This is a genomic window from Pseudomonas sp. NBRC 111138, assembly GCF_001320835.1.
In the GTDB taxonomy this organism is placed as follows: Bacteria; Pseudomonadota; Gammaproteobacteria; order Pseudomonadales; family Pseudomonadaceae; genus Aquipseudomonas; species Aquipseudomonas paracarnis.
In genome coordinates, this window is sequence record NZ_BCBO01000165.1 from 1 (window position 1) to 19,908 (window position 19,908).

Here is a 19,908-nt window from a genome sequence, read left to right on the forward strand (position 1 = left end):
TAGCCCAAGGCCGAGTATAGAAATTGCACTATTAAGCGTTTCACCAAAAACTATTGGAGCATCGTTCCTTTCAACTGCTTTCGAACGAGAATAGTAAAAATAGGCTAGGACGCCCCCTGCTAACAGCTCCCAAAATCTTGTTTGAGGAGAAAAGAAAGTCCCCACAGGATCTGAAGCAACACCATAAACATTCAGACCGAAAGATATAAGACACAAAGCAGCAACCGTAAGCTTTATGCTTACACCAGTTCTCCAGGCTGCCCAAATAATTAGTGGATAAACAAGATAAAACTGCTCTTCAATCGCTAGCGACCAAAGATGCATTAACGGTTTTAGCTCTGAGGACGTATCAAAATAGCCAGACTCACCAAGCAAATTAAAGTTCTGCAAAAATATGGTGCCGGCCGCTATGTGCCGTCCCAACTGTTTGAATTCATCAGGAAGCAACGCAAACCAGCCAAACACATACGTGATCAAAAGGACAGCCACTAGCGCAGGAAATATTCGTTTAGCCCTACGAGAATAAAAATCTACAAAGCTAAAGTGACCCCGACCCAAACTCTTAAAAATAATGCTTGAAATTAGAAAACCGGAGATAACGAAGAACACGTCAACTCCTGCAAATCCACCGGGAACAATGGATGGAAATGCATGAAAGATAACAACTGATAAAATTGCTATCGCCCTCAACCCATCAATATCGGGACGATACTTCAAATGGTCATGAGCTTTTGTATTTCCAACCACTGACGACTCTCTGACATCCTTGAGTAGCGGCGTCTTAACATTCATTACAGCGCAGTTCCATTCTGGAGATGATTCGCAACAGCTCAATGAAACATGAAGCGAAGTGAGGTTCCGATGACCTGGCCCGGCCAATCTAGCCGCGCATGGTACTGCTGGCGGTTGGCCTGCCGCAACCTTCGCCCCAAGATCTGGGCGAAGGCTTAACTCCTGTGCGCGTCAGGCAACAGTTACATAAAGCACGATCTCGAGTGGTGCTTGCGTATCTGGCCGCGTAACCACGTATCCCCTGGGAGGCGCGATAGAACACTGGGCGAATCTCTGTCGTGACCGTATTCAGGTACAAGCCCTGAACCTCCTCCCCCCGATTATATCCAGCTGCATCAGACTTCCAACAGCCACGGTCAGCGTGCCTTTCGCGTTGATTCGATACACCTGACCAGATTGTAAATCTGAGCTAACAGCCGTCGTAGTTCGACTGACAGCGTTCCACCTGATGCGCTCAGCGTGGGGAGAACACCGTTGGTTACCCATCAGGTAAGCCAGTTGCTTTGGCCCCGCCTCCAGAACTGCCTGATGTATTGCGCGGTGTACCTGTTCCATTTCGGGAAACCTCTTCGTGGTTGTCGTGGCAGAACGTTCAGCTCAGGGGCGAAGATATGCGCCCTCAATCAGGGCTTCTTTTAATCGGGATTAAAGATCTGGCTCTTGGCCTGAATTGCGCAGATAGGCCCAGTCGACATCGGGCCGGTGCTCTTCACAGGTAACCGCCCTGCTCGACTCCCGCTCAAGATTGATGGCGAGGCCTGGACCTGCCCGGCGAAAGCCATGGGCGATCTGTTTGAGGTTCCCGGCACTGGTGCCGCTGCGCTTGGCCAACGACTCCACCGAAGGTGTGTCGAGGGACCGGATGAGTTCGAGTAGCGTCATGTATGCCTCCGAAAGAAGCTCAGATTACATTTTGCTAATCTCAATAGCAATAGCATTTTATAATTTACTGTTTGCTAACGCAGGGACACTATTCGCCTATGGATATCAAAACTCTTCGGGTCGACGCGCTGCGGCGTGTCATCGGCCCACTAAGCCAGAAAGACTTCGCCGACCAGCACGATCTGGACGCTTCGTATTTGTCACAGATCCTCAATGGGCACCGCTCCCTCGGCGAGAAGGCGGCGCTCAACCTCGAGAAGAAAATCGGGCTCACGCCTGGTGTGCTGGTCAACCCGAACGGGCACGGGCCGGCATTGATCGAGGGTGAGTACACTCGTCAGGATGTGGTGCGAGAGGCGGCGTCTGCCTACCAGGCCCTTCAGGACAAGGCTACGCCACGAGCAGTTGCGGTTATCGAGAAGCTCGCCAGGGCCGCGGCGAAGGGAAGACTCAAGGAGTCGGACTTAGAGCTGCTGGAGGGCATCGCCGCCCTGCTTGAGAAGGCCAACGCTGAAAAGCTTTGAGCCAGATGCAGAAAGCCCGGCACTTGGCCGGGCTTCAAGGTAATCATCGATTCAAACGGCGTTGAGTCGCTCAACCATGTCAGGGAAGCGCTGAACCAACTTAATCAGCAGCGCCGCCTGGGCATTTGGCTTGGACTTCGATTGCTCCCAGTTCTTCAGCGTGTCAGGGCTAGTCCTGATTTGCCGGGCGAACACTGGCTGCGACATGTGAAGATTCTCACGGATGGAAACGATCTCAGCAGCCGTCACCTCGGGAGGTGCAAGAGCCTCCACTTCGTACTGACGAAGTGTGATCTTCCCCTGCCGGTGCTCGCCCATCTCGTTTACGCCTTGCATCAGCTCAGCAAACAGATCGCGCTTCTTTTTCATTTCCCACCTCGTTTTTTCAGCTCTGCATCTATAGCAGCCTTCAATGCTTTCTCCTGAGCAGCAGTCAGGTTCGCCATCTCATCCTTGTCATAAATCGAAAACATCCAGAACTGGCCGTCATTAAGCAACCAGTAATAAATCACACGCAGACCACCACGCTTGCCCTTCCCGCGGCGAGTGTCCTGCCAGCGAAGCTTTCTGAAGCCACCAGTACGTGGCATTACATCACCGGCTTCAGGATTCGCCTGCATTTCCGTCTGGAGCTGCCGATATTCATCGTCAGTCAGATAGTCACCTACCGTGGCGGTGAAGCTTGTCGTTTCAAAGAAGACTGTTTTCATTGGGCTTAAGTATACGCAAGTTGCTTACATTTAAAAAGCGTAGCTGCTCTGCCAAGTCGCTGCCACGCCATTGAGGATTACTGAGGCTCTGACGAAAAGCCCGGCACTGGGCCGGGCTCTCTTCACTCCTACGCCAACAAGTCTGCGTCTCGCTCCCGCCACAGAGCTTCAAGCTTCGTCAGGCCCTTCCCAGTGATCAACGTGGAGCACGTTGGGATCGTGCCGTCGATTGGATGCTCGAAGGTGCCCAGCTTCACATCAAGCAGGCCGGCCTCAATCTTCGCCTGATACGGCTCGTTCGACCGGGTCACCCACCCTTTCTGCCGCATGAACTGCAACAGCCTGGTGCGACCAGTGCCGATGATCTTGGCAGCCTGGGCGGCGTTGTACTTCTTGTGCGACACCACAACCATGTCGTGAAAGGCCACCTTCGGAGCGTCTTGCTCCACCTTCACTTCCAGTTCATGGTTCTCTTTCGAGAGCTCTGAGTTGTCAGCTTCCAAGGCAACGACCTTGCGGACGTTGTCGGTCAACAGGGCCAGCAAGACCTTGGGGTCATTCAGGCTGGCAATGTCGAAGGCTGGCTTGATCGTTTGCTCTTCCAATTCCTGCCAGCGATCCACAAGACGAGCAGTGAATTCGGGGCTGAGCTGGGCGACGATGATGTAGCTGTCGCGCTTGCAGACCATATACTCTGTGGCCTTCCTGCCTAGACCGTCGAGGTATTCCCCCACTGGGGGAAGAGCTATCACCGGGTTTCCGTTGGTATCAATGCGCGCAGCTAACCGCTCTATTGATTGTTTTACCTTGTCATGCCGCGAGCCTACTAAATCAGCGATTTCGCGAGACGACATTGTCCGCGCCACATTTTGCGATTGCGGAAAACGTGGCGCACCATCAGAAGACTGCTCGGATTGAATGGAGATAGTGTTCATCGCGCTTTCTCCAGGCCTTCAGCTACGGAGTCGATAGCAGCCTTAGCAGACTCGATCGCCATATGCAGTAACCATGCTTGGCTTGGCGTGACGATGAGCTCAGACATCCCCGCGTCTTCTAAAGACTTTTTCACACTATAAAGAGTGCAAGATGCCTGATTCAAAGCATCGACAGCAGGAACGCCTGGACGGACACCATACAAATCTTGCTCCTCAATGTTGCAGCGTGCGAACGAAAGCGCCACGGTCACTGGTCCCTTGAAGGTGCCAGCATTGAGTTTTTCGTTTACTTCGGTATGCTTGTTCATGACGATTTCTTCCTCGAAGTTGATCTCGTTTTCTGAAGTCCTGACGAATCTCACCTCGTCGGGACTTCTTCGTTTCAGGCTATTGCCTGCTTGTTCTGAATCTCCCGCCACTTAAAACCCTCCTCAATCAACAGTTCAAGCTCTGTGTTTAGGCTTCGACGATGGGCTGCCGCTTCCTCTCTAGCCTTTGTCTTGAGCTGCTCATCAATTCTCAAGCTGAACGGGGCCACCCTGTACGTATGCGTCATATCTCATTCCTTACTGGTTGTGGACTCATATTAACTCACCAAAAAAAAGAGTCAAGTTGACTCATTGAGTCTTTTTGATTCATTTCGCATAATGCCCCTAATACAAAATTCAGGTCTGTCATGAACGATCGACACGCGATATCTCCCTATCCCATACGCATGCCGAGCGATCTCCGTCAGCGACTGGATGAGAGCGCAAGACAAGGCTCTCGCTCGTTACACGCCGAGATTATTTCCCGCCTTGAGGAAAGCTTCGCTTCACACCGGGCCGAACCAATGGGCATGGGCGACCTCATTGACACCCTGATAGAAATGGGTCGGCAAAAAGGGCTTTCTGTTGAGGTGAGCATCAGCCAGGATGACGAAAGTGTTGACGAGGCATCTTCTCTTCCAATGCGGATGACAACCGGCATAAATAAGGACGCTCTCATGAGTCTTGATGAGGCTCATCAAACTAAGGATGGAAGCCTGTCCAATGAGAACGTCGGCGAAGCATTAAGGCGAGCATTCCAGGCACTTGGAGAACTTGACCAAATGGTTGGGTTTACTGCTACCCCAAAAGGTCCTAAACCTCGGAAACGCTACCCAAAAAAATAGTCCACTCACTTCTCAATTATTCTCAGAGTTCCTGTGCGCCCTAACCCCTCACCTCATTGTCTTACGCCGCCGCACCCACTCTTGAACCTCTGCAAGAACGAAACCCACCGGAGAACCTCGAGAGCCGGTATTTCCTAAGGGGACCGGCTTGGGAAAGGTCGGGTCATCTTTTATCCGCCTATAGATTGTGGCGCTCGCCAAACCAGTGATCCTCTCGACGTCAGGCAGACGAATTAAGACGAACGCGGGATCAAATTGCGGTGAGCGGTCATTCAAGTCGGTCATGCTGTTTCCTGCCATTGATTGGGACTGGAATCAGATTGAGGCTTATGCGTACTTGTCAGACAGACCTGACATATTGACATGACACTATGTCAGGTTGTTATGTCAGGCTTTTGGAAGATCGTCGGGCTTGATGGCAGCGGCTAGTTCGGCGAGCTTCCTAGCGTTCTCTCCCGTCCTGGCGGCTAGGAATGTAGCTACCGTCTTTTGAATGCCATAGGGCGCGGGCTTCGACCTATCGTGCTCCACCCAATGAGCAAGTGCCGCATCCCTCATAGCCTCGAGCTGTTTAGTTGCGTAGGGAAAAGTCAGGCATCTTTCACTTATCACACCTAGATCCCCACTCTTACCATCCTTATGCGTGCTGCGAAACTTAGCAACCAATGCTTGAAAAACTGCGTCATCCGAACGTTTTTTATCGGCCAGATCCCGCAACTGACTATCCAGGGTCTCCACCATAGATTCTGCGGCCTCTGCACGAGAGGCCAAAGCAGAAAGCTCATCTTTAGCTTTCAGCATTTGCCGTAAATCGTCCAGACCTGAATTTCCACTTTGATGGCGAAGTTTCTTAAGCTCAGTTTCAGCCTCATCTATTCGATGCTGTAGGTCTTGGCGACTCAGAGTTACTTTGTCGAGTTGTTCGCGTAGTTGAGAAACGGCAGAGAGGGCTTCCTTCAAATGATGCTTCGCGACGTAGACCTCATACTCAGCATCTTTCTTCGCAGTCTGCTCTCTATGACATAACTGCCGAAGCTTCTCTATATCAGAATCTTGCGGTTGATCACCGCCATTGATTTTAGCTCCAAGGGCTTGAATATCAGCTGGCTGGAACAATGCATAGCGGTCTGCCAGGAGTGCCCGCCCTTCCCACATAGTCCAATACGCCTCATCTCCTGGCTCATTTTCGATAAATACCGGTCCTTCAAAAATAATATCGAGAGTCGTTTCAGTTCCGGCGTATTTAAGCGCCGTAGGCTTTAACACCTTCTGAATCCCACTCCCCATTACTTCGTGATCGCCAACAGCGTCTATATCCCAGCCCGACACACCGTCAACGTTCATATACACAACGCATTGCCTTGACTCGCACAAGTCCAACAAATCATTTCCAGACAATTTGGTCCGAGTGATAACTTGCAGCCATTGAACGGCTTGGTCGATAGTCAAATAATCGAGCAACTTATAGATCTTTTCCATTTCAGAGCCCTGCACACCAATACTGTCTATCCAACCAGCGATGGCACAGTCTAACCAGCCCGTTAGCAAAATGTAATAGCCCTACGGCGCATCTTGGGAACACAACCAAAATGACCGGGCACGCAGGCGTTGAGGCCGGCATCTGGGGTTGGTAAAGTCAGCGCCCCACCACCTGAATCATGGAAAGATGATGACCATACCGCGCTGGATGTTGCCTCTGATCATTGCTGGGTTGAGCCAAGCGGCATGGGGATACGGGGAGATTGATCGCCTTACAGGATCGACGATTGTGGCGTCAGGCGAGCTAGAGCAAGTCCACTGCCCCGTCGGCGGCAAATACGATTGCCTGACCTGGCCGCACGACCTCTACAAATTCAGCATGCAGAACATCTGCTTCACGGCAAACGTGTCCTGCGGCTTCTCGTGCGAGGGCTTCATTGCACAGAAGAATCAGCTCCAGACGCTCTATGTGCTTGGCTCCCGCCTCGGTAGCTCAGCGATCAACCTTTACAAATGCCCGAGCATGTTCTGAACCCATTCAGTTACCGCAGGGGATCGCTGTATCGTCTGCTAATGGCGATTTAGCTGATTTGGGTGATACGGTGAATCTACAAGCCCTCCCCTGGGCGCCGCTGTAGAGATGAGAGTATGGCCGTAGCTGAAAGGCGTGATCCACGCGAATCGTTCACCAAGAAGCTAGTGCGGATCTGCCAGAGGCTAGACGAGGCATCCACACGAGTTATCGCTCACAAAAACTTCCTCAACGAAGCTGTGACCTCCCAGCTGGAGATTACCTCGCTATGGGTGGTCGGCTCATATGCCCGCGGCGCAATGACTTGCGGAGATTTGGACCTGGTTCTTGAGTACAAGCTCATTGAAGGGAGTCACCCTACGCCTCCGACGATAGCGAAGACGTTCTTCGGCACGCGCCAGTATGTTCGCTACTACTTTGGAACTCCGGATAGCAGTACATCAGGCGTGGTATTCCCTGGCGCAGTCCTTATCTGGACCAAGCCCGGTTGCGGATGGGAATCGGCGATTGATTCAATTCAGCCAGACCCCAACGCCGGCCGAGCAACGCGAGAGACAGACTCGATCCCATTACGAGCTGAGCAGCTGTACATGGAACCCGAACGCCTGCACCAGCTAGCGGCGCAAGAGAAAGAAGGACTACTTGAGTGGGAGTTCGTCCAGATTACCGCAGCAGACCTGGAGCCAGTCCCTGCGGAAGAAATCAGCGAACGGGATAAAAAGCTCCTTCGAATGGCGCCCATGATGGGTAAGAAATCCCAGGTGCTGATACCTGCGATAATTCGATTGATGGCCAGGTACGAGCCTGTAGGAGTCTGGGAGTCATCAGATAGCTATCGCGTGAGGTTTACCTGCGGAGCAACAGCCTTGAATTTGGGGCGCCCTGCTTTGCCGTACAACCCGTTCGATGACGAGCCAACCATCAAGCAATACGTCCTCATCCCGCATATCAGCAGGAAGGGCCCGAATGGCGCCTGGATAATACGTCGCGGCCCCCACCATCCGGACACTCAAGCACTCGCGAACAGGCACGCCTATTATCTGGGAAGCCCAGGATCCCCACAGACGGTGGCATATCGAGGTCTCGACAAAATTTGGTCTGCTGAAATGCTTGAGCTTTTCAGTACACACGAAGAGGCCAAGGAATTTGCAGCCATGTTGGACGAGGGAAATGAGACGCCAGATACGGAGATCAGTAGAGCCGAAGGGATAGACCTGATCTCGCTTTTTGCTTTAGTGGACGTCGTTGAGATCGGGGACCATCAGCTCGTAATTACACATGCCGGCGCTAGCTACTTTGAGCAAGATAAAGCAACGATGAGCGAGATCGTCGCTGCCCTCCCCCAGGTAATCAATCCGGCCCTTGTGCCCTCAAGCCATCCCCTGCCTGATATGCCCTGCGTTCTCTCCGATCGTCTCCAGGGCACCACGCACGTTGCCGCCAGACTCGACGCTGCCTTGGCTTTCGACAAGCAATGTCAGCTCCATCAGTGCCGCTTCCAGGGCAAGCTGGTTCTCATAGATTCCTTCAAGCGTGTCAGGCAGTGAGCATTGTGGGGCAGGCATGACTTCGACTCCGTTCGAGAGAATAGAAAATTCAGCTTAGGTAAACATAAGCGTGATTGGCAATTCCCGGGCAAAGAAAAGCCCGCGATGGGGATAGCGGGCTGAAAGGTATTCACTAGGAGCTTGAGTAACCGTACACCGCCGGCTGTGAAAAGGTTGTGAACGGCCAGACACGAGAAGCCCGGCGCATGGCCGGGCTCTCTGAATGAAACTTATCAATCAAGCTGCGCTTCTGCGCTTCATTGCGATGGCAATTGAACGCAGAACACTTTCGTTTGCGTTTACTAGGCGCAGATGAGATGTGACGTAGCTCACTCCTTTCTCCAAAACCATAACGCCAAAAAGCTCGTCAGCGAAGGATTCAGAAATAGAATGCACGTTGCCGAGATCGATTGTGAATTTTGGGCCGCTTTCTAGCTGGGCAAGGATCGCCCGGCGCTCTTGAGCTGCCAAATTTCTTGATGCGAGATCCGTTCTCTCAAAGGTATAGGCTTCCATGATTAGCCCCTCAGTTGGTTCATAATGTCATCTATTTCAGCAGATGTCGGTATCGCCTTAGCTTGCGCCATCTTCGATTCCTGAAGGGTTAGCGAGATTGCGACCCCCTTCCAAGCGAATTTAGACTCCTTAAAGCTCAATTTTCCCTTTTCAAGCTGCAGAATGGCTGTTCCGGATACAATGTATAGCTCGGCTTCATACCGTCTTGCTAGTGAAATTAATTTTGCAAGCCCAAGACCTTGGTGGTGATTACCGTTCGTCACGCTTCTCGTTGCTACGGCGCCCCCATATGGCGAGTCCCCTACGTGACCGTCTGGCAACGCCTGCCCCCAATCATCCTGGTGTTGGACCAGCTTGCTGGAATTCCCCTCCTGGATGCACCACTCAATCGCTTGACGATCATTGGTTATTCCATACTTTCGAGCGATGCCTGACGACAGTAGTTCCCCTAAAAAACCTAGACCGGTATCCGCAAGGGCGAATTCTATTTCGCCTTTTTTGACGGATTTTGCTCTCTGCGCGGCAGAAAAACCTCGCTCCATACCGTGAGACCAAACGTTGTCATGCAATTCACCAACAACGTGCATTAGCTCCTTGAAGGCTTCACTCTCCTTGTAGTTGAAGTACGGAGAGTTTGCTGCCATTTTCCGAAGGCAGCCGTTTATTTGCTGCGTCGCATCATCTACGGCATCTCTGGAGTCAAGGTGTGTAAGAGGCGCATTGTAAGCTCCGGCCTTTCGCCTGACTTGAGCATAGTCGTCATCCCCCCACAGCGCTTTAGAAAGGCCCATCGAGCTAAAATAGCCCGCGTTACGAGCATCTACAAACGTCACCGCAGCTTTGGGGATGTTGTAACGGCGCAGGTGAGCGGTGAGGACGACAATGTAGCCTGGAGAATAGTAATCTGACCGAAGCTTTAAAGGCTTCCCAGCAGACACTCGCTTGCCGATACGACCCATGAAATTCACGGCATGAAGAATCCCTGACAACCTGCATCTCCTTATTGCATTGGCTCCCGGCATGCGTTGCAATCCGGTTATTCAAAATATAATGACGTTAGGCCATCAGTTCCGCAATGTGATTTGGTCGGATTATAACAATTCAAAAAAGCGTGCTATTCCTGCATCCGCGTTATTCCGTAGCTCGACTTATCCGACGATCTTCACTTCCTTCGGCCCTCCCACAAGCCGATCCGTTTCTTCGCAACGTACGCCCGCCAACCCGATCATGACTATGGCATCGCTAGCCCTTCAGCAAGCTTTTCTAGATCGACACAGGTTTTCTCCACGTTGAAGCTATAGCTTCCAGGTCACGGCGCAGTTGTAGGTTTGGGTTTTGATTAAGGGAATACCTAAAGACCTATTGGGCCATTATTTCCTGATAACGCTTCTGGTATTCGTCATAAGGCAAGTTCTGCTCAGTGAGCTTCTGGAGCTGGACCTGCTTGTATTCGCTCTTGGTCATAGGTCCAGGTGCCGGCTGCACGGGCGCAGCAGAGTATTTTGATGGAGCCCCTCCCCCAACCTTTGACCCGCTACGGGCATAGCTGCTCACAGTCCCGTCAGGAGCAATGGTCACCGTAGTGCTCTCTACCTCTGTGCCGATACCTGCGAAACCGACGTAGGCATAGCCCCAGCCCAAAACCTGCGAGCCGTCAGAATTCTGGGTGACTGCTGTGGGCGGGCCGAGAAGGGCAATCACTTCATTGCTGGTGGTTTTGCCTTTAATCAGGCTATCGATCTGGGCTTGTTCGATTTTGGTGCCACTGCTAGCGCAACCCGAGAGAAGCGCTGCCATTGAGAGGCAAAGAAGCATCTTTTTCATAAAGTCCCTTTCTGTCTTGAAGCCGGCAACTCAAGCCCTAGCTGGTGCTGCCAACCAGTCGTAATGAGGCGAATCTAACACCATTATTTAGCCACTACGAGTTGAAAGCTTTCTCCCCCAGAAAAATTAGCAAACGTCAAATCTCAAAAACAATTTGCTAATTTATTTAGCTATTGCTAATTTGCAGCCACTCCTTCGCCACCTCATGGCGAAACAAGAGCACCTCAATTTTTTGCGAAAGCCAACAACGCGGCGGGCCCTTGCTCGCCCTGGAGAAAGTGAATGTCACGTAAACCCATCACACCGCTTCAGCTATTCAAGGTGATGATTTCCATCCTGCTCTACACCACAGCATCTGGCGCCTGGCTGATTTTTGCCGCCCGCGACCTGATCAGCAGTTCCTCGGATTTCGACGTGGCTGCGGCTTTCTTCGGTACCACAGTCTGGCTCATTGCGAGTGCCTGCTTATTCCTCCTCATCACCACGCCGAAATCAGGCGAATAACCCCACTCATTCAGCTCCCAATACGTAGGGGGCTCGCCAGGAGATCATCATGACCACCAACCAATACGATTCCCGCACCGCCGACAAGTTTGTGGTGCGCCTGCCTGCCGGCCTGCGCGCTGACATTGAGGCGGCTGCGAATGCCTCGGATCGCAGCATGAACAGCGTATTCATCCAAGCCGTGCGCCAGTATCTGGACGGACAGAATCGCCAAGCCTTGCTGCTAGACGCTCTGGCAAACGCCGGCGCCCCGCTCCCACCTGCTGTGAGTTCTAGCCTATGAGCCGCCGCAACGGACAACTGGGCGAGCGCCTGATCGAGCTGTTCAACGCCCTGCAATGTCGGGAAACCACCTTCGGCCAGATCTACGCCATGTCCGCATCGTGCGGCATCGACGCGCGCAGGGTGCTCGCAGACCACTTTCAAGGTGGTGAACTCCATGGCTAAGACAGTACTTCGAGTGCGCCTTGATGGCGTCGCGTTCTACATGAACACCGAAACCTCTTCGCCTGGTACCGGACACCGGAACAGGTTTCGCTTGTTCAAGACAGAAAACTACGGGCGCGACAAATCCGGCTGGATTCAGGTGGGTTCTATGGCTGGCCAGGAGCTGTTGGCAATTGAAGATGAACGCACCTTGCTGAAGGCGTGTGAAGAGCTGTTCGCCAGCAAGAAGTCACACCAATACGGCCTACATGGCGCGATACGCGGCAAGCCTGGCAAATGGGAGGGCGAAGCCTTTCCCGTCAGGAAGTCAGTGCAAGCCACCTCCTCCATCGAACAGCGATGACTCCATGGCCAAGGCAACTGCATTACCGAGCAAAGAGACGGCGCCGCGCTTCCTCAGAGCGTCAACTGCCCCCGCGTACCTAGGCATGTGCCGGGAAGAATTTAACAAGACTGTTCGGCCTAACGTCCGGGAATTTCCCATTGGGAAACAGGGCGTTGGTTTCGACCGGATCGAGTTGGATCAGTGGGCAGATTCCTGGGCAGAGTCTATGGCAATTGAAAAGCAGGCCAATGAGGACAACAATCTGCCCCGCAGTGGGCGCCAGGGAGAAAAACAATGGCGCGAAAAACAATGTCGGGCCTCTACGAGAGGAACGGGATTTGGCACATCGACAAAGTCGTCAGAGGTTGCCGACTTCAAGAAAGCACTGGAGCAAGCGAGAGGGAAGAAGCCGAGCAGTACTTGATCCATCGGCTGGAAAAGCTTAGGCAGGAAAAGGTTTATGGAGTGCGCCAGGTGCGAACCTGGCGTGAGGCGGCCACACGGTTCTTGGTGGAGTTCAAGCATCAGGCATCAATAGGTCTGTCCGCCTCCCACATTGAGCAGCTGGACCCGTACATTGGGGATCTACCAATCACCCATATAGATGACGGCACCCTGGCTGCTTTCAAACGGGACCGACAGCAGCCGACCAAGAACGACAAGGGGAAGGTAAAGCCTGGCGTATCGAACCGGACGGTCAACATTGCTTTGCAACGCGTCGTTCGGATCTTGAACCTGTGCCACCGGAAATGGCGAGACGCAGAGAAGCGGCCGTGGCTGGATAGCGTGCCGATGATCTCGATGCTGGAAGAGGCGAAGTCGAGCAGGAAGCCCTATCCGATGTCCTGGGCGGAGCAGTCGATGTTGTTCTCTGAGATTCCGGATCACTTGCTGAGGATGTCGCTCTATAAGGTGAACACCGGGTGTCGAGAACAGGAGATCTGCAAGCTTCAGTGGGATTGGGAGATTAGAGTTCCGGAACTGGGAACAGGCGTGTTCCTAATCCCCGCTGATTTTGGCGGGAGAAGCGAAAAGTCAGGCGTGAAGAACGGCGACGAGCGACTAGTGGTGCTGAACAAGGTGGCGATGTCGGTCATCGACGGTCAGCGCGGCCTGCACTCGAAATACGTATTCCCATACGGACAGCCGGACGAACGCGGTCCGACTCCAATGCACCGGATGAATGACACGGCATGGAAGAAGGCCAGAGTGAGAGCGGCGGCGAAATGGGAGTCGGAACACAAGTCGCCGGCACACCCTGGGTTCAGATCAATCCGGGTTCACGACCTCAAGCACACCTTTGGGAGAAGGCTGCGTGCAGCAGGGGTAACACTGGAAGATCGGAAGGCGCTCTTGGGACACAAGAATGGCAGCGTTACCAGCCACTATTCTACCGCAGAGCTTGAGCAGTTGATCACGGAGGCAAACAAAGTGTCAGCGACGGATTCACGCGGGCCAGCACTGACAATCTTGAGGAGGAAAACGGGATGAACCCCCGCAAAAGTCCCTACGCATGAAAAAGCCCAACTCGCTAAAGCTGGGCTAAGTCATTGAATAATATGGTCGGGACGGAGTGATTCGAACACTCGACCCCTAGCACCCCATGCTAGTGCGCTACCGGACTGCGCTACGCCCCGACTAGGCGTGTTACTGGGTTCGCTTCTTAACGAAGCGAACCGGAATATACCGCAAGCTTTTGAAATGTGGAAGTATTTTTAAAGCTTGAATCATTTTTTCAGCACCACCAGTACATCTTCCAATTCGGAGATCATTTGGCGGATCAGTTGCTTGTATTGAGTGGTGTCGTCTTTGGCTTCGTCACCGGACATACGCTGGCGTGCGCCGCTGATGGTGAACCCTTGGTCGTACAGCAACGCGCGGATCTGTCGGATCATCAGCACGTCCTGGCGCTGATAATACCGACGGTTCCCGGTGCGTTTGACGGGGTTGAGTTGAGGAAACTCCTGCTCCCAATAGCGCAGCACGTGCGGTTTTACCGCACACAACTCGCTGACTTCACCGATGGTGAAGTAGCGCTTGCCTGGGATGACGGGTAGCTCGTCGTTATGACTTGGTTCCAGCATAAGCCTCAACTCGGGCCTTCAACTTCTGCCCTGGACGAAAGGTGACCACACGGCGAGCCGTGATCGGGATTTCTTCTCCCGTTTTTGGATTGCGGCCAGGCCGCTGGCGTTTGTCTCGCAGGTCAAAATTGCCGAAACCGGACAATTTGACCTGTTCGTTGTCCTCCAGAGCGTGCCTGATCTCTTCAAAAAACAGCTCGACCAATTCCTTGGCCTCGCGCTTGTTCAGACCCAACTCTTCGTACAGACGTTCCGCCATCTCAGCTTTCGTCAAAGCCCCCATACGTCACTTCCTTAACGTGGCGTTCAACCTTTGTTCGAGCGAGGTGAGGATATTTTGCGTCGTGGTATTCACCTCATCGTCATTAAGAGTGCGCGATGGATGCTGCCAGGTCAAGCCAACTGCAAGGCTTTTTCTATGCGGATCAATGCCTTTACCCTGATAGACGTCAAATAGCCTGAGGTCTGTCAGCCATTCCCCTGCATTTTCACGGATTACATCCAGAACCGCAGTGGCGGCGACTTCACGGTCGGCGATCAGGGCCAGGTCGCGACGCACTTCAGGGAACCGCGACAACTCGCTGAATTTAGGCATCTTGCCCGACGCAACTTCAGCCAAGACTAGCTCAAACACGAAGACTGGACGGTCCAGCCCCAAGGTTTTCGACAGTTCTGGGTGAATGGCGCCCACAAAGCCCACCAGGCGACCTTCACGCTCGATACGTGCAGTCTGGCCTGGATGCAAGGCTGGGTGGCTACCCGGCACGAACGTAAAGGCGTCCAACGCACCGGCAAAGCCGAGCACCGCTTCCACGTCTGCCTTGACGTCGAAGAAGTCCACGACCCCACGGCCTTGCGCCCAGCCTTCCGGCAGACGGCTGCCGCAGACGACGCCCGCCAGCATCGGCTCTTGCTTCAAGCCATCAAGCTGGCCGACGAAACGCAAGCCGCTTTCGAACAGACGCACGCGGTCTTGCTGGCGGTTCAGGTTGTGGGAAAGTGCCTTCACCAGGCCCGGCCACAGCGACGAACGCATGGCGGCCATATCGTTGGAGATCGGGTTGGCCAACAACAACGGTTCAACACCGGGGTTGAACAGTTCGAACTGTTTTGGATCGATGAAGCTATAGGTCACGGCTTCCTGATAACCACGGGCAACCAGCAGGCGGCGCAGTTCAGGCAGGTGCGCACGCGCTTCGGCCTTGGGTTGCGGTGCCAGGCGTGCTTGCGGATAGCGAACCGGCAGGCGGTTGTAACCGTACAGGCGCGCCAGCTCTTCGATCAGGTCGACTTCCAGGCTGATGTCGAAGCGATGGCTAGGTACTGCAACCTGCCACTGCCCTTCCCCACCCGCGGAAATACCCAGGCCGAGTGCAGACAGCAGTTGCTCGATTTCAGCCGGCTCGATGACCAGGCCGAGCATTTGCTCAACGCTTTTGGCACGCAAGGTAATCGGTGCAATCGACGGCAGGTACTGTTCGTTGACAGTTTCAGTAATCGGGCCGGCTTCACCACCGGTGATTTCCAGCAGCAGGCCGGTAGCGCGCTCCATGGCTTCACGGGCGAGTTTCCAGTCCACGCCACGCTCGTAGCGGTGCGACGCATCGGTGTGCAGGCCGTAGGAACGAGCCTTGCCAGCGATCGCGATCTGGTCGAAGAACGCGCTTTCAAGGAATACGTCACGAGTGGTCGCGGATACACCGCTGTGCTCACCACCCATCACGCCGGCAATTGCCAGGGCGCGAGCGTGGTCGGCGATGACCAGAGTGTCGGCACGCAGGCTGACTTCCTGGCCATCGAGCAGCACCAGCTTCTCGCCTTCTTCGGCCATACGCACGCGGATGCCGCCATTGATTTCGGCAAGATCAAACGCATGCAACGGCTGGCCGAGTTCCAGCATCACGTAGTTGGTGATGTCAACGGCAGCGTCGATGCTGCGTACATCGGCACGACGCAGGCGCTCGACCATCCACAGCGGGGTTGGCTTGGACAGGTCCACGTTACGGATCACACGTCCCAGGTAACGCGGGCAGGCGTTTGGTGCCAGTACCTCAATCGAGCGTACTTCGTCGTGTATCGCCGGTACGGCAGCGACCACTGGACGAGTGACAGGTGCGTTGTAGAGCGCGCCCACTTCACGGGCCAGGCCAGCCAGGGACAGGCAGTCGCCGCGGTTGGGGGTCAAGTCGACCTCGATGCTGGCGTCTTCCAGTTCCAGGTAAACACGGATGTCCTGACCCACTGGCGCGTCGGCCGGCAGCTCCATCAGGCCATCATTGCCCTCACCCACTTGCAGTTCGGCCTGGGAGCACAGCATGCCGTTGGATTCAACGCCACGCAGCTTGGCCTTCTTGATCTTGAAGTCGCCCGGCAACTGGGCACCGATCATAGCGAACGGGATCTTCAGGCCCGGGCGCACATTAGGCGCTCCGCACACGACCTGAAAGGTTTCCGAACCGTTGCTGACCTGGCACACACGCAATTTGTCGGCATCCGCGTGCTGCTCGGTGCTCAACACCTCGCCCACCACCACACCACTGAAAACACCGGCGGCCGGCGTAACGCTATCGACCTCAAGACCGGCCATCGACAGGCGAGCAACCAGCTCGTCGCGATCTACCTGCGGGCTTACCCAGCCACGCAGCCATTGTTCACTGAATTTCATCCTGCTCTCCTAAAGATTCGTTACGACTAGCGAAATTGCGCGAGGAACCGCAAGTCGTTGTCGAAGAACAGACGCAAGTCGTTCACGCCGTAACGCAGCATGGCCAGACGCTCAACGCCCATGCCGAAGGCAAAGCCCGAGAACTCTTCTGGATCGATCCCGGACATGCGCAGCACGTTGGGGTGAACCATGCCGCAGCCCATCACTTCCAGCCAGCCGGTCTGCTTGCACACACGGCAGCCTTTACCGCTGCACATCACGCATTCCATGTCGACTTCAGCGGATGGCTCGGTGAACGGGAAGAACGAAGGACGGAAACGTACCGCCAACTCTTTTTCGAAGAACACCCGCAGGAACTCTTCGATGGTGCCTTTGAGGTCGGCGAAATTGATATCGCGATCAACCAGCAGGCCTTCGACCTGGTGGAACATCGGCGAATGGGTGATATCCGAGTCGCTACGGTACACACGGCCTGGGCAGACAATGCGGATCGGCGGCTTGTTCGCTTCCATGGTGCGGACCTGTACCGGCGAGGTATGGGTGCGCAGCAGCATGTTGGCGTTGAAATAGAAGGTGTCGTGCATCGACCGGGCCGGGTGATGGCCTGGGATGTTGAGCGCCTCGAAGTTGTGGTAGTCGTCTTCGACCTCAGGGCCTTCGGCAATGCCGTAGCCGATGTGGGTGAAGAACTGTTCGATACGTTCCAGAGTCCGGGTGATCGGATGCAGACCGCCCGACGCCTGGCCACGACCAGGCAAGGTCACGTCAATGGACTCGGCGGCGAGCTTGGCCGCAAGATCGGCCTCCTCGAGCGACGCCTTGCGCGCATTGAGAACCTCTGTGACACGCTCCTTGGCGACGTTGATCAGCGCACCGACTTGCGGACGCTCTTCAGCGGGCAGATTTCCCAGGGTCTTCATCACCTGAGTCAATTCACCTTTCTTGCCAAGGTAGTGAACCCGGATTTGCTCCAGGGCATTTACATCTTCAGCGCTTTGCACAGCCTCAAGGGCTTGGGCGACGAGCGCGTCCAGGTTTTCCATGTACAGACTCCAGATACAAAATAGGGGAAGAGCTTGAAGGCTCTTCCCCTATTTATGACGTTTACCACCTTGGGCCACAGGAGTAGCCCAGGGTGACTGTCGGGGGTACTTAAGCCAAGGAGGCTTTAGCTTTCTCGACAATCGCAGCAAACACCGCTTTTTCGTTCACGGCCAGTTCAGCCAGAACCTTACGGTCGATTTCGATGGACGCTTTTTTCAGGCCAGCGATGAAACGGCTGTAGGACAGACCATTAACACGTGCACCGGCGTTGATACGAGCGATCCACAGAGCGCGGAACTGACGTTTTTTCTGACGACGGTCACGGTAGGCGTATTGGCCTGCCTTGATTACCGCTTGCTTGGCAACACGGAATACGCGTGAACGCGCGCCGTAGTAGCCTTTAGCAAGTTTCAGAATTTTTTTGTGACGCTTACGGGCCATGACGCCACGCTTTACACGAGCCATGAGTTACTTCCTCTATTCTTGAACCAAAATTAACGAAGGCGCAGCATGCGCTCGACTTTTGCCACGTCAGACGGATGCAGCAAGCTGCTACCGCGCAGTTGACGCTTACGCTTGGTCGACATTTTGGTCAGGATGTGGCTCTTGAAAGCGTGCTTGTGCTTGATGCCGTTAGCAGTTTTCAGAAACCGCTTAGCAGCACCACTTTTAGTTTTCATCTTTGGCATGTTCGGTACTCCGCATTCAGTTGATAAACATAATCAGAAGGCCTGCCGTGCCCTGTTGATTACTTCTTCTTTTTCGGGGCGATGACCATAATAAGCTGGCGTCCTTCCATCTTAGGATGCTGTTCGACCGAACCGTACTCCAGCAGGTCAGCTTCAACCCGCTTGAGGAGTTCCATCCCCAGCTCCTGGTGGGCCATCTCACGGCCGCGGAATCGCAAGGATACCTTGGCCCTGTCCCCATCACTCAGGAAACGTACCAGGTTGCGCAGTTTTACCTGGTAATCCCCTTCCTCCGTCCCTGGACGAAACTTGATTTCTTTTACTTGAATCTGCTTCTGGTTCTTCTTCGCTGCGGCAACCTGCTTCTTCTTTTCGAAGATCGATTTACCGTAGTCCATCACCCGACAAACAGGTGGGATTGCATCGGCGGAGATTTCCACCAGGTCCAGCTTGGACTCTTCTGCAATACGAAGCGCTTCATCAATCGAGACGATGCCAATCTGCTCGCCATCAGCGCCAATTAACCGAACCTCGCGTGCCGAGATATTCTCGTTGATCGGGGCTTTCGGTGCAGCTCGTTTATCTTGTCTCATTTCACGCTTAATAATAATTACTCCGAATCTGGGCGACCACGCCGGGAAACCGCTTGCGCGAGGAACTCAGCGAACTGGGCGACGGGCATCGAGCCCAGGTCAGCACCTTCACGAGTACGCACAGCGACAGTCTGCATCTCGACTTCCCGATCTCCGATAACCAAAAGATAGGGAACCTTGAGCAAAGTATGCTCGCGGATTTTAAAGCCGATCTTTTCATTTCTCAAGTCGGACTTGGCACGAAATCCGCTTTCGTTGAGAGTTTTTTCAACTTCAGCGGCAAAATCTGCCTGTTTATCAGTGATATTCATGATCACTGCCTGGGTCGGAGCCAGCCACGCAGGGAACGCGCCCTCGTAGTGCTCGATCAGGATACCGACGAACCGTTCGAACGAACCGAGGATCGCCCGGTGCAGCATAACCGGGTGCTTACGGCTGTTGTCTTCGGAGACGTATTCGGCTCCCAGACGGATCGGCAGGTTAAAATCGAGCTGCAGGGTACCACACTGCCAGACACGGCCAAGGCAATCTTTGAGCGAGAACTCGATCTTCGGACCGTAGAACGCGCCCTCACCCGGCTGCAGATCGTACGCAAGGCCCGCACTGTCAAGCGCAGCGGCCAATGCCGCTTCGGCGCGATCCCATAGTTCGTCGGAACCGACG

The 19,908-nt window shown here is 54.1% G+C and carries 29 protein-coding genes and 1 tRNA gene; 8 read left to right on the plus strand and 22 right to left on the minus strand.

Annotated features, from left to right (window positions below; translation table 11 throughout):
• A partial coding sequence (locus APH41_RS26730) for an acyltransferase (protein WP_156359097.1) occupies nt 1-792 on the minus strand: 792 nt, incomplete at its 3' end.
• Between the two features lie 645 nt (nt 793-1,437).
• A complete protein-coding gene (locus APH41_RS26735) occupies nt 1,438-1,674 on the minus strand; it encodes a YdaS family helix-turn-helix protein (protein WP_054922465.1) in 237 nt (78 codons plus the stop codon).
• A 98-nt stretch (nt 1,675-1,772) separates the two neighbouring features.
• On the opposite strand from APH41_RS26735, the gene APH41_RS26740 reads away from it, so the two are divergent.
• A complete protein-coding gene (locus APH41_RS26740) occupies nt 1,773-2,198 on the plus strand; it encodes a hypothetical protein (protein ID WP_054922467.1) in 426 nt (141 codons plus the stop codon).
• A gap of 51 nt (nt 2,199-2,249) precedes the next feature.
• Here the strand turns inward: APH41_RS26740 and APH41_RS26745 are convergent, their stop codons facing one another.
• The 5 genes from APH41_RS26745 to APH41_RS28955 all read right to left on the minus strand — a co-directional run bounded on the left by APH41_RS26745 (nt 2,250) and on the right by APH41_RS28955 (nt 4,399).
• Nucleotides 2,250-2,567: a DNA-binding transcriptional regulator gene (locus tag APH41_RS26745; protein ID WP_034099046.1), complete on the minus strand. Its 318-nt coding sequence runs from the start codon at nt 2,565-2,567 to the stop codon at nt 2,250-2,252.
• Nucleotides 2,564-2,908, minus strand: coding sequence for a toxin (locus tag APH41_RS26750; RefSeq protein WP_034099048.1), 345 nt, complete (start codon nt 2,906-2,908; stop codon nt 2,564-2,566). The genes APH41_RS26745 and APH41_RS26750 overlap by 4 nt, the downstream gene beginning before the upstream one ends.
• Nucleotides 2,909-3,036: 128 nt before the next feature.
• Nucleotides 3,037-3,843, minus strand: coding sequence for a phage antirepressor KilAC domain-containing protein (locus APH41_RS26755; protein WP_054922471.1), 807 nt, complete (start codon nt 3,841-3,843; stop codon nt 3,037-3,039).
• Nucleotides 3,840-4,151, minus strand: a complete 312-nt coding sequence (locus tag APH41_RS26760; protein ID WP_054922500.1) for a DUF3077 domain-containing protein — start codon at nt 4,149-4,151, stop codon at nt 3,840-3,842. The genes APH41_RS26755 and APH41_RS26760 overlap by 4 nt, the downstream gene beginning before the upstream one ends.
• Nucleotides 4,152-4,225: 74 nt before the next feature.
• On the minus strand, nt 4,226-4,399 hold the full coding sequence (locus APH41_RS28955) for an Arc family DNA-binding protein (protein ID WP_143517032.1): 174 nt from the start codon (nt 4,397-4,399) through the stop codon (nt 4,226-4,228).
• 120 nt (nt 4,400-4,519) lie between these two features.
• Here APH41_RS28955 and APH41_RS26765 point away from each other — a divergent pair, with 120 nt between their 5' ends.
• Nucleotides 4,520-4,996 (plus strand): Arc family DNA-binding protein, encoded by a 477-nt coding sequence (locus APH41_RS26765; RefSeq protein WP_082430511.1) that lies wholly within the window; start codon nt 4,520-4,522, stop codon nt 4,994-4,996.
• 48 nt (nt 4,997-5,044) lie between these two features.
• Here APH41_RS26765 and APH41_RS26770 read toward each other — a convergent pair whose 3' ends face one another.
• Both APH41_RS26770 and APH41_RS26775 read right to left on the minus strand, forming a co-directional pair.
• Complete coding sequence (locus tag APH41_RS26770) at nt 5,045-5,296, minus strand: AlpA family phage regulatory protein (RefSeq protein WP_082430512.1); 252 nt, start codon at nt 5,294-5,296, stop codon at nt 5,045-5,047.
• Nucleotides 5,297-5,383: 87 nt separating this feature from the next.
• On the minus strand, nt 5,384-6,475 hold the full coding sequence (locus tag APH41_RS26775) for a hypothetical protein (RefSeq protein WP_054922478.1): 1,092 nt from the start codon (nt 6,473-6,475) through the stop codon (nt 5,384-5,386).
• A 190-nt stretch (nt 6,476-6,665) separates the two neighbouring features.
• Here APH41_RS26775 and APH41_RS26780 point away from each other — a divergent pair, with 190 nt between their 5' ends.
• Nucleotides 6,666-7,007: a hypothetical protein gene (locus tag APH41_RS26780; RefSeq protein WP_054922481.1), complete on the plus strand. Its 342-nt coding sequence runs from the start codon at nt 6,666-6,668 to the stop codon at nt 7,005-7,007.
• Nucleotides 7,008-8,377: 1,370 nt separating this feature from the next.
• On the opposite strand, the gene APH41_RS29540 is transcribed toward APH41_RS26780, so the two are convergent.
• The 4 genes from APH41_RS29540 to APH41_RS26800 all read right to left on the minus strand — a co-directional run bounded on the left by APH41_RS29540 (nt 8,378) and on the right by APH41_RS26800 (nt 10,894).
• Nucleotides 8,378-8,572 carry a hypothetical protein gene (locus tag APH41_RS29540; protein ID WP_082430513.1) on the minus strand — a complete coding sequence of 65 codons (195 nt, stop codon included), beginning with the start codon at nt 8,570-8,572 and terminating at the stop codon, nt 8,378-8,380.
• A gap of 219 nt (nt 8,573-8,791) precedes the next feature.
• Nucleotides 8,792-9,070 carry an STAS-like domain-containing protein gene (locus APH41_RS26790; RefSeq protein ID WP_054922484.1) on the minus strand — a complete coding sequence of 93 codons (279 nt, stop codon included), beginning with the start codon at nt 9,068-9,070 and terminating at the stop codon, nt 8,792-8,794.
• Between the two features lie 2 nt (nt 9,071-9,072).
• Nucleotides 9,073-10,059 carry a hypothetical protein gene (locus APH41_RS26795; RefSeq protein WP_054922486.1) on the minus strand — a complete coding sequence of 329 codons (987 nt, stop codon included), beginning with the start codon at nt 10,057-10,059 and terminating at the stop codon, nt 9,073-9,075.
• A 370-nt stretch (nt 10,060-10,429) separates the two neighbouring features.
• Complete coding sequence (locus tag APH41_RS26800; RefSeq protein WP_054922488.1) at nt 10,430-10,894, minus strand: hypothetical protein; 465 nt, start codon at nt 10,892-10,894, stop codon at nt 10,430-10,432.
• A gap of 282 nt (nt 10,895-11,176) precedes the next feature.
• Between APH41_RS26800 and APH41_RS26805 the strand changes: the two genes are divergently transcribed.
• The 5 genes from APH41_RS26805 to APH41_RS26820 all read left to right on the plus strand — a co-directional run bounded on the left by APH41_RS26805 (nt 11,177) and on the right by APH41_RS26820 (nt 13,661).
• Nucleotides 11,177-11,398: a hypothetical protein gene (locus APH41_RS26805; protein WP_054922490.1), complete on the plus strand. Its 222-nt coding sequence runs from the start codon at nt 11,177-11,179 to the stop codon at nt 11,396-11,398.
• Between the two features lie 49 nt (nt 11,399-11,447).
• Nucleotides 11,448-11,681, plus strand: coding sequence for an Arc family DNA-binding protein (locus APH41_RS26810; protein ID WP_054922492.1), 234 nt, complete (start codon nt 11,448-11,450; stop codon nt 11,679-11,681).
• Nucleotides 11,678-11,845 (plus strand): hypothetical protein, encoded by a 168-nt coding sequence (locus APH41_RS29165; RefSeq protein WP_172415494.1) that lies wholly within the window; start codon nt 11,678-11,680, stop codon nt 11,843-11,845. The genes APH41_RS26810 and APH41_RS29165 overlap by 4 nt, the downstream gene beginning before the upstream one ends.
• Nucleotides 11,838-12,188: a hypothetical protein gene (locus APH41_RS26815; protein ID WP_054922494.1), complete on the plus strand. Its 351-nt coding sequence runs from the start codon at nt 11,838-11,840 to the stop codon at nt 12,186-12,188. The genes APH41_RS29165 and APH41_RS26815 overlap by 8 nt, the downstream gene beginning before the upstream one ends.
• Nucleotides 12,189-12,464: 276 nt before the next feature.
• Nucleotides 12,465-13,661, plus strand: coding sequence for a tyrosine-type recombinase/integrase (locus tag APH41_RS26820; protein WP_054922497.1), 1,197 nt, complete (start codon nt 12,465-12,467; stop codon nt 13,659-13,661).
• A gap of 69 nt (nt 13,662-13,730) precedes the next feature.
• On the opposite strand, the gene APH41_RS26825 is transcribed toward APH41_RS26820, so the two are convergent.
• From APH41_RS26825 to APH41_RS26865, 9 genes are all read right to left on the minus strand, one after another.
• Nucleotides 13,731-13,807: transfer RNA gene (locus APH41_RS26825), tRNA-Pro, on the minus strand.
• 90 nt (nt 13,808-13,897) lie between these two features.
• Nucleotides 13,898-14,254, minus strand: coding sequence for a MerR family transcriptional regulator (locus APH41_RS26830; protein ID WP_003174972.1), 357 nt, complete (start codon nt 14,252-14,254; stop codon nt 13,898-13,900).
• Nucleotides 14,235-14,537, minus strand: coding sequence for an integration host factor subunit alpha (ihfA, locus tag APH41_RS26835; protein ID WP_002553164.1), 303 nt, complete (start codon nt 14,535-14,537; stop codon nt 14,235-14,237). The genes APH41_RS26830 and ihfA overlap by 20 nt, the downstream gene beginning before the upstream one ends.
• Before the next feature lie 3 nt (nt 14,538-14,540).
• Complete coding sequence (gene pheT, locus APH41_RS26840) at nt 14,541-16,919, minus strand: phenylalanine--tRNA ligase subunit beta (RefSeq protein WP_054922498.1); 2,379 nt, start codon at nt 16,917-16,919, stop codon at nt 14,541-14,543.
• Between the two features lie 26 nt (nt 16,920-16,945).
• Nucleotides 16,946-17,962: a phenylalanine--tRNA ligase subunit alpha gene (gene pheS / locus APH41_RS26845; protein WP_003192486.1), complete on the minus strand. Its 1,017-nt coding sequence runs from the start codon at nt 17,960-17,962 to the stop codon at nt 16,946-16,948.
• 109 nt (nt 17,963-18,071) lie between these two features.
• Nucleotides 18,072-18,428, minus strand: a complete 357-nt coding sequence (rplT, locus tag APH41_RS26850; protein WP_003192488.1) for a 50S ribosomal protein L20 — start codon at nt 18,426-18,428, stop codon at nt 18,072-18,074.
• 29 nt (nt 18,429-18,457) lie between these two features.
• A complete protein-coding gene (rpmI, locus tag APH41_RS26855) occupies nt 18,458-18,652 on the minus strand; it encodes a 50S ribosomal protein L35 (protein WP_002553160.1) in 195 nt (64 codons plus the stop codon).
• A 59-nt stretch (nt 18,653-18,711) separates the two neighbouring features.
• Entirely contained in the window at nt 18,712-19,263 is a 552-nt protein-coding gene (gene infC, locus APH41_RS26860; protein ID WP_015884933.1) for a translation initiation factor IF-3, read from the minus strand.
• A partial coding sequence (locus tag APH41_RS26865; protein WP_256220347.1) for a threonine--tRNA ligase occupies nt 19,263-19,908 on the minus strand: 646 nt, incomplete at its 5' end. The genes infC and APH41_RS26865, both read right to left, overlap by 1 nt.